A 14,305-nucleotide genomic window follows, 5' to 3' on the forward strand; every position below is an offset into this window, starting at 1 on the left:
CTCTTCTCCTATCACGGTCATAACCTGTTGTTTTAAGTCTGGTATCCTATGGGCATTGAGCCCTTGGCTACCATCTCAGGAATTCATCCCATGTCTCTTCCCATCAAGAACAGCGCCCGGCAGCGCGCGGATGACAGATCCCGCATTCTCACCCTGCTGCTGCGCGATGATGCCCTCACCGACAGCCTGCTCGACCCGCAAGCGGTGCAGGATGCAGAGCAGCGCGATCAGACCAGCGAACTCAACGCGCTGGTCAACGGGTTGCCCGCCGCCGACGTCGCCGATGCGCTGGAGTCGCTGCCGCCCGATGAGCGTCATGCCCTGTGGGCGCTGGTGGAGGAGGAGAAGCGCGGCCAGATCCTGGTCGAAGCGTCGGAGACGGTGTGGGACAGCCTTATCAGCGGGATGAGCGACAAGGAGTTGCTGCACGCTCTGCGCACCCTGGATATCGACGACCAGATCTATCTGGGCCAGTACCTGCCACGCAACCTGATGGGGCGGCTGCTCACCTATATGGCCCCCGAAGAGCGGGATCGGGTGCGGGAGGTGATCCGCTACGGCAAGCACACCGTCGGCGCCATGATGGACTTCGAGATCATCACCATCCGCCCCGAGGTGAGTCTGGCCACGGTGCAGCGCTATTTGCGGCTGCGCGGCAAGATCCCCGCCAACACCGACAAGCTGTTCGTCATCGATCGCCGCAACCATCTGCTGGGGGAGCTGGCCCTCACCACTGTGCTGCTGCACAAGCCCGCCACCCTGGTGAGCGACGTGATGGAGCGGGATCCGGTCACCTTCGATCCGGAGGATAACGACGAAGCGGCGGCCCGCACCTTCGAGCGGGATGACCTGCTCTCCGCCGCCGTGGTGGATGGCAAGGGCAAGCTGATGGGCCGCCTCACCGTCGAAGAGGTGGTGGATCTGGTCTATGAGGAGAGCGACACCGACCTGCGCCGGATGGGGGGTATCAGCGAGGATGAAGACGTGTTCGCCCCGGTCTCCAAGGCGGTCAAGACCCGCTGGGCCTGGCTCGCCATCAACCTCTGCACCGCCTTTGTCGCCTCGAGGGTGATCGGTCTGTTCGAGCACACCATTTCGCAACTGGTGGCGCTGGCGGCCCTGATGCCCATCGTCGCCGGGATCGGCGGCAACACCGGTAACCAGACCATCACCATGATAGTGCGGGCGCTGGCGCTGCAGCACATTCAGGCGGGCAACCTCTCCTTCCTGCTGCTGCGGGAACTCGGGGTCGCCTTTATCAACGGGCTGGTGTGGGGTGGCACCATGGGCATTGCCACCTATCTGCTCTATCAGGATGCGGCACTCGGCGCCGTGATGACCCTGGCCATGATGCTCAACCTGCTGGTGGCGGCGCTGATGGGGGTCATCATCCCCATGACCATGACCCGACTCGGCCGCGACCCGGCGGTGGGCGCCAGCGTGATGATCACCGCCATCACCGATACCGGCGGCTTCTTTATCTTCCTCGGGCTGGCGACCCTGTTCCTGCTGTAAACCGTGCGTTGAAAACAACAAGGGAGCCACTGGCTCCCTTGTTGTTTCAGGCGCGTTTGCCCACCCCTGCCGTTAGCTGCTTATCGCTTGTCAGCGGTGATCAGCAAGCCATTGGTGTCGGGGAAGCCGATGACCAACGCCTCTTTTTTGGCATCCGAGGTAAAGGTGGTGACATAGGCAACGCTGTTATCCATCGCCCGGGCCAGAGCAGCATTCCAGAGGTTTTCGATCGGCGTGGCGGCAGCGGATTGCTTGAAGTTGCACTTGCCAAACCCGGTCATGGTCAGCTTGCTCAACCCTGCAGCGGCACTCCCCTCGCCCACCAGCGTACAACCTGCCGCCGGGAACTCGATCGCTACCGTCAGCTTGCCGCCGTTGTTGGTGGTATCCACCTTGCCCACCATGTCGCTGCTGAAGCCATCGCTGTCCGTGGCACTCCAGCTGGCCGTGGTCACCGCTTTGGTGGTCAGGGCTGTCACCGCCACATGACCGCTGAAACCGGAATAGATGGGGGAATTGTCGGAGAACTTGGTGCCAGTCCGGGTGAAATCAAAAACCCAGCGCTTGATCTCCTTGCCCTGCAGATCGATGACCGGCTGATCCTGGAAGGTGATGAGGTTGTGGTCGTTGGTCACCGAGCTGAGCGCCGTGCTGGTGCCGAGCCGTTCGCTGTTGCGGATCAACTGCACCGGGTAGATCCCGTCTTTGTCGGCTTTCTGGTCAGCCTGACCCAGCCACTGGCTGTTGGTCTCGACCTTGCCCACCTGATGATCCACCCAGACACCCCAGTACTGCACGGTTTCACCCTTCGGGTAGACCAGCGCCAGACCATCCAGACCCTTGATCATGCGCGGCGTCGCCTTGTCGCCGTCGCGGCTCATCAGATTCGCTTGATAAAGACCCGCCTCCGGCAGGGCCAGTGGCACCCGCTTGGCAATGCTGTTGGCAGCTTTTTCGCTGTCACAGGCAGACAGGGCCGCAGCGCAGGCGATGGCCAGCAGCGCTTTGTTGTGCATTTTCATGAGTTTTTATTCCTTGCTGTCGCTTTGTAATTTTTTAGATGCAATCAATCGCCGCTGAATTTAAGGGAAAGGTCATCTATCAGTCGAATGGAGATCTGTAACCAACCATTACAGCCTCGCAGGAGCGGCAGACCGCTCCGCTTGCCCCGACCGCACAGCGGTGACGACAGGGTGACTAACGGCGGAAAAGCAGCGAGGGTGGTGGCCCTGAAGGAAGAGAAAAAAGAGATGAAAATCAGAGCCATAACTCTATTAACAGGAAGGCAATTAACCCGAATTGCCAGCCGGCTCACAATAGGATTCTTTTGCTATCGATAGAATGCACCACGCTGGCATACCCATAACAAGAGAATTCAACAATGAAAACCACCCTCAAACTGAGCACGGTGGCAGTTATCTTTTTGCTGTCCGGCTGTGACGACAACAACTCTCAGGCCCCCGGTGATCTCACCCTGCGGCTGATCGAAACCTCTGATATCCACTCCAACCTGCTGAGCTACGACTACTACCAGAACAAGCCGGATGCCTCGCTGGGCTTTGCCCGCACCGCTGTGCTGATCCGCAAGGCCCGCGAAGAGAACGCCAACAACTTGCTGATCGACAACGGCGACCTGATCCAGGGCACCCCGCTGGCCGACTATATCCACGACCAGCAGGTCAAACAGCAGTGGCTGAGCAAGCAGACCCACCCCGCCATCAAGGCGCTCAACACCATGAGCTATGATGTCGGCAACCTGGGCAACCACGAATTCAACTTCGGTCTCGACTTCCTCTCAGAGACCCTGAAAGGGGCCAACTACCCCTACATCAACGCCAACGTCTTCCAGGCCGATGCCTTCAGCCGTGATGGCAAGGGCACCATCGACTGGAGCAAGCAGAAGTTCAAACCCTATGTGGTGCTGGATCGTCAGGTGAAGGATGCCAACGGCAATACCCAGACCATCAAGGTCGGGGTGCTGGGCCTGACCCCGCCCCAGATCACCCAGTGGGACAAGCGCAATCTGGAAGGCAAGGTGGTGGTGGCTGATATGGTCGAGACCGCCGAGCACTATGTGCCCGAAATCCGCGCCAAGGGCGCTGACATCGTCGTGGTCGTGGCCCATACCGGCATCATAGGTGACCCGCGCGAACCCATGATGGAGAACGCCGCCCTGCCGCTGGCCAAGGTGAAGGGGGTCGATGCCCTGCTGCTGGGCCATGCCCATCGCACCTTCCCGGGCGACTACCCCAACATGACCGACGTGGACAACGAGAAAGGCACCCTGGCGGGCGTACCGACCGTGATGCCGGGCGTCTGGGGCAACCACCTCGGCATCATCGACCTGCACATGACCTGGAAAGAGGGTCGCTGGGAAGTGGCCTCCAGCCAGTCCCAGCTGCGCAAGATCGACAGCAGCGCCAGCAGCACCGAAGACCAGGCGGTAGTCGATCAGGTCATTGCCGAGCACGAGCAGGCCAACCAGTGGCTGGACGAGCCCCTCAGCAAGATCACCAAGCCGATCCACAGCTTCTTCGCGCTGGTGCAGGATGACCCCTCCATCCAGATCGTCAGCGACGCCCAACTGTGGCACGCCAAGAAACTGCAACAGGATGGTCAGCTCAAGGAGAAATGGCCCATCCTCTCCGCCGCCGCGCCATTCCGCGGCGGTCGCAACGGCCCGACCGACTTCACCTATGTACCGGCTGGCAATATCTCCCTGCGCAACGTGGCCGACCTCTATGTCTACCCCAACACCCTGCAGGTGGTCGCCATCAATGGCGCGACCGTACAGGAGTGGTTGGAGAAGAGCGCCGTCCAGTTCAACAAGATCGATGCAGCAAGCACCGCCACCCAGTGGCTGGTGAACGAGAAGTACCGCACCTACAACTTCGACGTGATCGACGGGGTGAACTATCAGGTCGATGTGACCAAACCCGCCCGTTACGATGTGGATGGCAACAAGGTGAGCGACAGCTATCGCATCACCAACCTCACCTATCAGGGCAAGGCAATCGACCCGGCCCAGATGTTCTACGTGGTGACCAACAACTACCGCGCCAGCGGTGGTGGCAACTTCCCGGGCATCAACGCCAAGGTGATCGTCCATGAAGATCAGTTCGAAACCCGCGAAGTGCTCTCCGAATACCTCAAGGATCTGGCAGAGAAGAATCCGGCCGGTTTCGAGCCCCCGGCAGACAACAACTGGCAGCTGGCCCCCCTGCCCGCCAATCTGGATCTGCGCATCTACAGCTCGCCACGCAGCGAAGCGCAAGCCCTGACCGGCGGCAAGCTGAACTATGTAGAGACCCTGCCGCCCACCGATGCCAAACACCCCGGCTTTGGCGTCTACAAGCTGGTGCTGGCACCCTGAACCTCAGGGTTAATCCGGCAATAACCTCTGCAACCCCCTCCTGATACGAGGGGGTTTTTGATGGTGCAGGCAGAGGGTCAGCTCTTGTACGCCAGCCGCTCCCCGCAGCAACTCACGCAGCCCGTTTATCCCTTCACGCCATCATCCCCCTCTATCACACCATCCAGATCCCGGCTGGTCTGCCCCATCCCGCCCATAAAAAAACAGGCCCACCGAAGTGGGCCTGCTGTTATCTGCGTGATCGGGAATATCGCGCTAAAGGGCGCTACTCCCGCTCCTTCACATAAGGTGTACCAAGTGCCTTGGGGGCCACCGCACGGCCGATAAAGCCGGCCAGCAGGAACACGGTCAGGATGTAGGGCAGTGCCTCGATGGCCTGCACCGGAATGGCGAAGCCACCGATGCTGACCCCTTGCAGGCGGATGGCGACCGCATCGAGGAAGCCGAACAGCAGGCAGGCGGCCATGGCATTCCAGGGGCGCCACTTGCCGAACACCAGCGCCGCCAGCGCCATAAAGCCCTTGCCCGCACTCATGTTGGGGATGAACTGGGCCGTCTGGGCCACTGCCAGATAGGTGCCACCGATACCGGCCAGCAGGCCGCCGATGAGGAGCGCGGTGTAGCGCATCCGCACCACCGAGATACCGGCGGTATCGACCGCTGCGGGCGCCTCGCCCACCGCCCGCAGACGCAGACCGAAGCGGGTACGGAACATCACCCACCAGGCCAGCGGCACGCAGGCGAAGGCCACGTACTCCAGCAGGGAGTGGCCGCTCAGCAACTCGCTGTAGAGCTGGCCGATCACCGGCACATCCCACAACTCCTTGGCATAGGGCAGATCGATCGGGGCGAACCGGGCATCACCGGAGAGCGCCGGGGTCTGGCCACCCTGATCGAACCAGTAACGGCCCAGGGTGACGGTCAGACCGGCCGCCAGAATGTTGATGGCCATGCCGCTCACCACCTGATCACCGCGGTGGGTGATGGTGGCAAAGCCGTGCATCAGGGCAAACAGGATGGAGACACCCACCCCGGCCCCCAGACCTACCCAGGCAGAACCGGAGACCGCAGCCGCCGCGCCACTGGCGAACGCCGCCGCCAGCAGTTTGCCTTCCAGCGCGATGTTGACCACCCCGGAGCGCTCGCAAAACATGCCCGCCATAGCGGCGAGAATGAGCGGCGGCGCGGTACGAATGGTCGCATCCAGCATCAGGATCAGAATTTCAAACATGATCAGACTCCTTTAGCTTGCGCGGCTGAGCGGTTGGCAAACGCCAGATAGAGCTGCTCGATGCGCGGACGCATCATGTGCTCAAGGGCGCCACAGAACAGGATCACCAGACCCTGCAACACCACCACGATGTTGCGGTCGACACCGAACTCGAAGCTGAGCTCGGCGCCCCCCTGATAGAGGAAACCGAACAGCAGGCTGGCGATGATGACGCCGACCGGATGGTTGCGCCCCATCAGCGCCACCGCGATACCGGTGAAGCCGAACCCTTCCACGAAGTTGAGCTTGATCTGATGCAGCTCACCCTGCAGCACGTTGAGGGCAAAGAAGCCCGACAGCATGCCGGAGATGACCATCGCCAGGATCACCACCTTGGGATAGGAGATACCGGCGTAGGCGGAGGCGCTTTGGCTGGCGCCGACCGAGCGGATCTCGTAACCCCAGCGGGTGTGCCAGATAAAGACCCACACCAGCGCCGCACAGATCAGCGCCCAGAAGAAGCTGATATTGAGCGGGCTGTTGGGGATCTCCATCCCGAACAGGTTCGCCAGCCCGCTCATCTTGGGCAGCCAGCTTGCTTCGGCAAACACCTTGCTCTCGGTCGCCATCGAGCCGGGCGGCTTGAACACCTCCACCAGCAGATAGGCCATCAGCGAGGCGGCGATGAAGTTGAACATGATGGTGGTGATCACGATATGGCTGCCGCGCTTGGCTTGCAGCCAGGCCGGAATAAAGGCCCAGGCCGCACCGAACAGACCACCGGCAATGATGGAGAGCGGCAACAGCAGGGCAAACGGCAGCACATCGCCGAGCATCAGACATACCAGACCGACACCAAGCCCGCCGATATAGGCCTGACCTTCACCGCCGATATTGAACAGACCGGCGTGGAAGGCGACCGCCACCGACAGACCGGTAAAGATAAAGCCGGTTGCGTAGTAGAGGGTAAAGCCGACCCCTTCACCAGTGCCAAACGCGCCGTACCACATGATCTTGGCGGCATCGACCGGGTTGATGTCGAGGTAGTAGAACAGAATGGCCGACACCAGGAAGGCCAGCAGGATATTGACCGCAGACAAGACGCCTACGGAGACCCAGGCAGGAATACGTACTTGGCTCATCAGTGGGCCTCCTTGGCAACTTCGTCCGGCACTATGTTCGCCATCATCAGACCAATGGTGCGCTCATCCGCCTTGGCACCATCCAGCTCACCGACGATGCGACCGTCGGCAATGACCAGGATCCGGTCAGCGAGGCTCATGATCTCGTCCAGCTCCACCGACACCAGCAGCACCGCCTTGCCCTTGTCGCGCATGGCGATGATCTGCTGGTGGATATACTCGATGGCGCCGATGTCGACCCCGCGGGTCGGCTGGCCGATCAACAGCACATCCGGGTCCTGCTCCACTTCACGGGCGATCACCAGCTTCTGCTGGTTGCCACCGGAGAAGTTGGCGGTCTTGTGATCGGGATGGGGCGGGCGCACATCCCACTTCTCCATCTTGGCCTGACAATCCTGCTGGATCGCCTCCTTGTTCTGCAGCCATCCCTTGTTGTATTGCGGGCGGCGGTGATAACCGAGAATGAAGGCCTCTTTCGCCTCGAAGCGGTTGATCAGCCCCATCTTGTGGCGATCTTCCGGCACATGACCGAGGCCGTAATTGCGCACCAGCTCGGGATCGGCCGGGTGCTCAGCACTCACCTTGTGCACGCCGCTGCGGCTGCTGATGGTAAAGCCACCCTTGCTCGGCTTGAGAATGCCGCCAAGCAGACTGAGCAGTTCGGACTGACCGTTGCCAGAGACCCCGGCGATGCCGACCACTTCACCGGCCCGCACTTCGAAGCTGACCGATTTGACCCGCTCCACTTTGCTGGCGTCGAAGTAGCTGAGCCCTTCGATCTTCAGCTTGGCTTCACCGGGCTGGGTTGGCCCCTTGTCGACCTTTAGGCGCACCTTGCGGCCCACCATCAGTTCGGCCAGCTGCTCCTTGTCGGTATCCTTGGTGGCGACGTGTGCCACCATCTCGCCACGGCGCATGATGGAGACCTGATCGGTAATGGCCAGGATCTCCCGCAGCTTGTGGGTGATGAGGATGATGGTCGCCCCCTGATCCCGTAGCTTTTTCAGCACCTCGAACAGGTGATCCGCCTCTTGCGGGGTCAGTACCCCGGTCGGCTCGTCGAGGATCAGGATGCGGGCGCCGCGATAGAGCGCCTTGAGAATTTCGACCCGCTGTTGCAAACCCACCGGCAGATCTTCGACCTTTTCGTGCAGCGGCACGTCGAGGCCATAATCCCGCGCCAGTTCGCCCAGCAGCTTTTCGGCTGACGCCACGCTCTGCTGAAGGTGCCAGCCGTTCTCAGCGCCGAGGATGACGTTTTCCAATACGGTGAAGTTGTTGACCAGCATGAAGTGCTGGTGAACCATGCCCACCCCTGCGGCAATCGCATCTTGTGAGCCATGGGGTTTGAAAGGATTCCCGTCGATCAGCATCTCGCCTTTGTCGGCATGGTAGAAACCATAAATGATGCTCATCAGGGTGGACTTACCGGCGCCATTTTCGCCGACAATGCCGTGGATACTGCCTTTGCGAACCTTAAGGTCGATCAGCTTGTTGGCGTACACGTCGCCGAACCGCTTATCGATACCTCTTAATTCGATGGCATAGCGATCTGTCTGGTCCATGATGCAGCCCTGCGTTTCATGAAATAAGACTAAAAACCGGCCCGTGCGGGCCGGTGGTGCGTTGAGAGTCGTAGCAACTATCTAATTAGTATTTGCAGGTGTTATCGCTCATGTAGTCATGAACCTTGACCTTGCCAGCGATGATTTCAGCCTTGATGGCATCTACCTTGGCTTTCATTTCCGGGGTGATCAGCTTCTCGTTGTCCTTGTCGAGCGCCCAATCCACACCGCCTTCGGCCAGACCCAAGTTCTTGATACCCGGCTTCCACTCGCCTTTGGCAGCGTCATCCCAGGTCTGGTAAGCGGCCAGACCCACAGACTTGACCATGGAGGTCAGCATGGTGCCCGGTTGCAGGTGGTTCTGGTTGGAGTCCACCCCGATGGCGAACTTGCCGCTGTCCTTGGCTGCCTGATAGACACCGATACCGGTACCGCCAGCTGCGGCGTAAACCACGTCAGCGCCTTTGGCGAACTGGGACTTGGCCAGCTCGGCACCTTTGGCCGGGTCAGCAAACGCGGCCGGGGTAGAGCCCGCCATGTTCTGGAACACTTCGATCTTCGGATTGACGAACTTGGCACCCTGCTCGTAACCGCACTGGAATTTGCGGATCAGCGGGATATCCATGCCGCCCACGAAGCCGACCTTGCCGCTCTTGGAAGCGATGGCAGCCAGCGCGCCCACCAGGAAGGAACCTTCATGCTCCTTGAAGATGACGGACTGGACGTTCGGCTTGTCGACCACCATGTCGATGATGGTGAACTGGGTTTTCGGGAATTCGGTCGCTACTTTCTCAACGGCAGAACCCATGTTGAAGCCGACGGCAACGATCGGACCGTTGCCACGGCTGGCCAGACGACGCAGACCCTGCTCGCGCTGGGCTTCGTTCTGGGGTTCAAACTCTTTGACCTTGACGCCCTTGTCCTTGTTGTAGAGCTCGACGCCGTTACGGAACACGGCTTCGTTGAATGATTTGTCATACTTGCCCGCGGTGTCATAAATGACGGCTGGCTCGGAAGCAGCCTGAGCAGAGAGAGCAGCGAGAGTGAGGGAGGCCACAGTGGCCAGCTTGAGCACTTTAGTCACGATCGTATCCTTGATTGTTATTAAGTGAGGGAACTTGCTTGCCTGTCAGAGCAGGCTATCTAGCACGCAGGCTTACTCTAAGTCAGCCCCGATGCGGGTCAAGCAAATGATAAGGGAAAAACGTTTGCGTTAACGGTTTGAATTCTAAGCAAATAACCTTATAAGCAGTTGTTTTTTAGCTACTTTTCAGTTTTTTATGCTAACAACCAAAAGACCCAAACGACATTTCTCTTATTGTTCAGCAAGTTACTGTAAACCGTTTTCCCCTGTTATTCATCCAGCCCCCCGGCAAGCCCGTGATCCGGCTCGCAAAATCCCCACAAACCGCGTGAGCAAGGATTGGCTACAGCTGGAAACCTCCCCGTCCCGTTCTCTCTGCGCCAGCCAAAAATGGCCGCACCGGCGCCCTTGCAGGACCCCATCTCTCCCCTCCCCCCGAGTTTGGATTTGGTCTGACGGGGGGATGGCCGTATAATCGCCGCCTGTATAAATAAACAGGAGTGGTGATGGACGTTTCAACCCTGCTCGACGGGCTCAACGACAAGCAAAGAGATGCCGTTGCGGCGCCCCGCAGCAACCTGCTGGTGCTGGCCGGTGCCGGTTCGGGCAAGACCCGGGTACTGGTGCACCGTATCGCCTGGCTGATGCAGGTGGAACGCTGTTCACCCTTCTCCATCATCGCGGTCACCTTTACCAACAAGGCGGCGGCCGAGATGCGCGGCCGGGTCGAGAAAGTGATCGGCGACGGCGTGCGCGGCATGTGGATCGGCACCTTCCACGGTATCGCCCACCGCCTGCTGCGGGCCCACCATCTGGATGCCGGCTTGCCGCAGGATTTCCAGATCCTCGACTCCGATGACCAGTACCGCCTCATTCGCCGGGTGCTCAAGGCGCTCAACCTCGACGAGAAGCACTGGGCTCCGCGCGCCGTAATGGGCTACATCAACGGCAAGAAGGACGAGGGCTTGCGCCCCGGCGACATCGACCTCTACGGCGACCCCGTCACCCGCACCTATCAGCAGATCTACAAGACCTATCAGGAGACCTGCGATCGCTCCGGACTGGTGGACTTCGCAGAACTCTTGCTGCGCGCCCACGAGCTGTGGCTGAACAAGCCGCACATCCTCGAGCACTACCGCGACCGCTTCCAGAACATCCTGGTGGACGAATTTCAGGATACCAACGGCATCCAGTACGCCTGGCTGCGGATGCTGGCGGGCAACAGCGGCAAGGTGATGATCGTCGGCGACGATGACCAGTCCATCTACGGCTGGCGCGGCGCCAAGATCGAGAACATCCAGCGCTTCCTGACCGACTATCAGGGCGCCGAGACCATCCGCCTCGAGCAGAACTACCGCTCCACCGCCAATATCCTCAAGGCCGCCAACAGCGTCATCGCCAACAACGCCGAGCGCCTTGGCAAGGAGCTGTGGACCGAAGGGGCCGAAGGCGAGCCCATCTCCCTCTACGCCGCCTTCAACGAGGTGGACGAAGCGCGCTTCGTGGTCGGCCGTCTCAAGGATTGGAAGGAAAAGGGCGGCCTGTTGGCCGACTGCGCCATCCTCTATCGCTCCAACGCCCAGTCGCGGGTGCTGGAAGAGGCGCTGATGCAGGACGCCATGCCCTATCGCATCTACGGCGGCCTGCGCTTCTTCGAGCGGCAAGAGATCAAGGACGCCATGGCCTACCTGCGGCTTATCAACAACCGTGGCGACGACGCCAGCTTCGAGCGGGTGGTCAACACCCCGACCCGCGGCATCGGCGATCGCACCCTCGAGATCCTGCGCGGCAACGCCCGCGATCAGGGGCTCAACCTGTGGCAATCGGCCAAGGCGCTGCTCAATGACAAGGTGCTGACCGGTCGCGCCGGTAACGCGGTGCGCGGCTTTGTCGATCTGATCGACGCGCTGGAGGAACAGGTCTCCCTTCTGCCGCTGCACCAGCAAGCGGATATCGCCATCCAGAACTCCGGCCTCAAGGCGATGTATCTGGCGGAAAAGGGCGAGAAATCCCAGGCGCGGGTAGAGAACCTGGACGAACTGGTCACCGCCTGCCGCCAGTACCAGCGCCCGGACGAGCTGGAGGATATGAGCGATCTCTCCGCCTTCCTCGCCCACGCGGCGCTGGAGTCCGGCGAGAATCAGGCGGACGAATATGCCGATGCGGTGCAGCTGATGACATTGCACAGCGCCAAGGGGCTGGAGTTCCCGCTGGTGCTGCTGGTCGGCGTCGAGGAAGGCATGTTCCCCAGCCAGCAATCCACCGAAGAGTCGGGCCGGCTGGAAGAGGAGCGCCGCCTCTGTTACGTCGGCATGACCCGCGCCATGGAGAAGCTCTACATCTGTTATGCCGAGAGCCGCCGCATCTACGGCCGCGAGATGTTCCACAAACCGAGCCGCTTTATCCGCGAGATGCCCGCCGAGTGTCTGGAAGAGATCCGGCTGCGCACTCAGGTCAGCCGCCCCACCCAGTACGGCCGCTTTAGCCAGAACGAGGTGCAGCAGAGCTTCGACGCCAGCGGCATCAAGCTCGGCCAGCGGGTGCTCCATCCGAAATTCGGGGAAGGGGTGGTACTCAACTTCGAAGGGGTCGGCCAGCAGAGCCGGGTGCAGATCCAGTTCGATGAGGTCGGCGCCAAGTGGTTGGTAACGGCGTATGCCAGACTAGAAGCGCTCTGATTTTTCCCGCCTTTTGATACAACCGTCATTCCGCACCTAATTTTGGCTTTTTCAAAGCTTGACGGCGATCGGCCATTCTGATCTATTACTCTCTTTTGCAGGTAGATCATCATGGCCGCTATCGCTATCCGTAACCTCGATCACCTTGGTTTGGTCGCCGCACTCTGCCAAGAACTGGGAATTGCCCGCATGATTGATGCGGTGCTCCCCAAAACACCGCCTTTCAAGGTCTCACACGGTGACGCTTTGGTGGCCATGATAGTGAACGGCCTCGGCTTTCACAGCAGCACCCTGCACATGTTCCCACAATTCTTCGCTAACAAGCCGGTTGAGCGCCTGATTGGCCCCGGGATCTGTGCAGATGATCTCAATGATGATGTGCTCGGGCGCTGTCTCGATGCCCTCTTTGAGGCCGATGTCAGCACCTTGTATCAAGTGATGGCGGCGCAAGTCGTTGAGCGACTGGGGCTCAACAGCACCGCAGTGCACCTCGATATCACCAGCTTCCACGTCGATGGCGCCTATGACCAGGCCGATGGGGACACGATCGGTAAGCTGCAATTGGTGCGGGGTTATAGTCGAGATCATCGGCCAGAGCTGAACCAGGTTATCCTGGAACTCATCTGTGAAAATCAGGCCGGGCTACCCATCTACATGCAGGCCCTCAGTGGCAACAGTAACGACACCAAAGCCTTTGCCCAGACTGTTCGTCGCCACTTGAGCAGCCTCAAGGCTGCGCAGGATTGCCGTTATCTGGTCGGCGATGCAGCACTGTATTGTGCCGAGACCTTGCAACTGCTGGCGCAACAGCAGCAACTGTTTGTCACCCGGGTGCCGGTCACGTTGAACGAGGCCAAGCAGGCCGTGGCAACGATTGGCACCCAGTCGCTGGTTGCGCTGGGCAATGGTTATCATGGCTGTTGGCAATCCGCCCATTATGCCGGCGTCGCGCAGCGCTGGTTGCTGGTGCGCAGCGAACAGGCCAGCAACCGTGAGCAGCAAACATTGGCTAAAAACCTGCTTAAAGAGAGCACCCGCGAGCTCAAAGCCTTCGCCAAATTGTGTGCCAAACGCTTTGCCTGCCAAGCGGATGCACAGGCCGAATTGAGTCGTTTTAGCGCCAGCTTGATGCTGCTGCAACTGGATGCCGAGGTGGTGAGTGACCCCGTTTATGCCGGTTGTGGCAGACCGAAAAAGGGGGAAGCACCGGTCAGCTACCAGTTTCACATCAGTGGTGTGGCGGCAACCAGCTTGGCGCAAGTTGAAGCGGCTCGCAACCAGACCGGGGTGTTCATCCTGGCGACCAATGACCACAGCGACACGCTGACCATGGCCGAACTGTTGGCCACCTATAAGGCACAGCAGAATGTCGAGCGAGGCTTTCGTTTTCTCAAGAGCCCGGAATTTTTAACCTCCTCACTGTACCTGAAAAAACCGGAACGAATTGAAGCGTTGCTGATGGTGATGACCTGTAGCCTGATGATTTATGCGGCCCTGGAGCACCGGATCCGGCAGGGGTTAGTGGCGCAGAACCGCAGTGTGGCAGATATGAAAAAGAAGCCGACCCAGCAGCCAACCGCCCGTTGGATCTTTTTGCGCTTTGGTGGCATCCATGAGTATCGACTGGGAGAAGCCCCGCCTCAGATAACGGAGCTAACAGGAGACCAGCAGATCATTTTGGAGGTATTGGGTGAACGCTACCGACAAATTTATTCCTAAATCAGGTGCGGAATGTAGG

At 60.0% G+C, this 14,305-nt stretch carries 9 protein-coding genes; 4 read left to right on the plus strand and 5 right to left on the minus strand.

The features are described from left to right. Window positions 1-90: 90 nt before the first annotated feature. The gene (gene mgtE, locus AB5Y84_RS04340) at window positions 91-1,515 is read left to right on the plus strand and encodes a magnesium transporter (protein ID WP_231720956.1); all 1,425 of its coding nucleotides are present in this window, start codon (window positions 91-93) and stop codon (window positions 1,513-1,515) included. An 80-nt stretch (window positions 1,516-1,595) separates the two neighbouring features. Here the strand turns inward: mgtE and AB5Y84_RS04345 are convergent, their stop codons facing one another. Then, window positions 1,596-2,537 carry a hypothetical protein gene (locus AB5Y84_RS04345; RefSeq protein ID WP_368176441.1) on the minus strand — a complete coding sequence of 314 codons (942 nt, stop codon included), beginning with the start codon at window positions 2,535-2,537 and terminating at the stop codon, window positions 1,596-1,598. Between the two features lie 359 nt (window positions 2,538-2,896). Between AB5Y84_RS04345 and AB5Y84_RS04350 the strand changes: the two genes are divergently transcribed. Continuing rightward, complete coding sequence (locus AB5Y84_RS04350; protein WP_368176442.1) at window positions 2,897-4,888, plus strand: bifunctional 2',3'-cyclic-nucleotide 2'-phosphodiesterase/3'-nucleotidase; 1,992 nt, start codon at window positions 2,897-2,899, stop codon at window positions 4,886-4,888. A 265-nt stretch (window positions 4,889-5,153) separates the two neighbouring features. On the opposite strand, the gene AB5Y84_RS04355 is transcribed toward AB5Y84_RS04350, so the two are convergent. The 4 genes from AB5Y84_RS04355 to AB5Y84_RS04370 all read right to left on the minus strand — a co-directional run bounded on the left by AB5Y84_RS04355 (window position 5,154) and on the right by AB5Y84_RS04370 (window position 9,889). After that, window positions 5,154-6,119 carry an ABC transporter permease gene (locus AB5Y84_RS04355; protein ID WP_005340795.1) on the minus strand — a complete coding sequence of 322 codons (966 nt, stop codon included), beginning with the start codon at window positions 6,117-6,119 and terminating at the stop codon, window positions 5,154-5,156. A 2-nt stretch (window positions 6,120-6,121) separates the two neighbouring features. Continuing rightward, complete coding sequence (locus AB5Y84_RS04360) at window positions 6,122-7,240, minus strand: ABC transporter permease (RefSeq protein ID WP_005357011.1); 1,119 nt, start codon at window positions 7,238-7,240, stop codon at window positions 6,122-6,124. Further along, entirely contained in the window at window positions 7,240-8,805 is a 1,566-nt protein-coding gene (locus AB5Y84_RS04365) for an ABC transporter ATP-binding protein (RefSeq protein WP_368176443.1), read from the minus strand. Before AB5Y84_RS04365 ends, AB5Y84_RS04360 begins: the two co-directional genes overlap by 1 nt. Before the next feature lie 85 nt (window positions 8,806-8,890). Beyond that, window positions 8,891-9,889, minus strand: coding sequence for a BMP family protein (locus AB5Y84_RS04370; protein ID WP_005340803.1), 999 nt, complete (start codon window positions 9,887-9,889; stop codon window positions 8,891-8,893). Window positions 9,890-10,395: 506 nt separating this feature from the next. Here AB5Y84_RS04370 and uvrD point away from each other — a divergent pair. Both uvrD and AB5Y84_RS04380 read left to right on the plus strand, forming a co-directional pair. After that, on the plus strand, window positions 10,396-12,567 hold the full coding sequence (gene uvrD / locus AB5Y84_RS04375) for a DNA helicase II (RefSeq protein WP_167573774.1): 2,172 nt from the start codon (window positions 10,396-10,398) through the stop codon (window positions 12,565-12,567). Between the two features lie 105 nt (window positions 12,568-12,672). Next, window positions 12,673-14,286 carry an IS1634 family transposase gene (locus AB5Y84_RS04380; protein ID WP_368176411.1) on the plus strand — a complete coding sequence of 538 codons (1,614 nt, stop codon included), beginning with the start codon at window positions 12,673-12,675 and terminating at the stop codon, window positions 14,284-14,286. Window positions 14,287-14,305: the final 19 nt, after the last annotated feature.

This window comes from Aeromonas sp. s11 (assembly GCF_040907945.1).
GTDB classification, from domain to species: Bacteria; Pseudomonadota; Gammaproteobacteria; order Enterobacterales; family Aeromonadaceae; genus Aeromonas; species Aeromonas veronii.

What these genes read in the sequence shown, in the direction of transcription:
- mgtE (WP_231720956.1), top strand. Translation starts at nt 91, where the DNA reads ATGTCTCTTCCCATCAAGAACAGCGCCCGGCAGCGCGCGGATGACAGA.
- AB5Y84_RS04345 (WP_368176441.1), bottom strand. Translation starts at nt 2,537, where the DNA reads ATGAAAATGCACAACAAAGCGCTGCTGGCCATCGCCTGCGCTGCGGCC.
- AB5Y84_RS04350 (WP_368176442.1), top strand. Translation starts at nt 2,897, where the DNA reads ATGAAAACCACCCTCAAACTGAGCACGGTGGCAGTTATCTTTTTGCTG.
- AB5Y84_RS04355 (WP_005340795.1), bottom strand. Translation starts at nt 6,119, where the DNA reads ATGTTTGAAATTCTGATCCTGATGCTGGATGCGACCATTCGTACCGCG.
- AB5Y84_RS04360 (WP_005357011.1), bottom strand. Translation starts at nt 7,240, where the DNA reads ATGAGCCAAGTACGTATTCCTGCCTGGGTCTCCGTAGGCGTCTTGTCT.
- AB5Y84_RS04365 (WP_368176443.1), bottom strand. Translation starts at nt 8,805, where the DNA reads ATGGACCAGACAGATCGCTATGCCATCGAATTAAGAGGTATCGATAAG.
- uvrD (WP_167573774.1), top strand. Translation starts at nt 10,396, where the DNA reads ATGGACGTTTCAACCCTGCTCGACGGGCTCAACGACAAGCAAAGAGAT.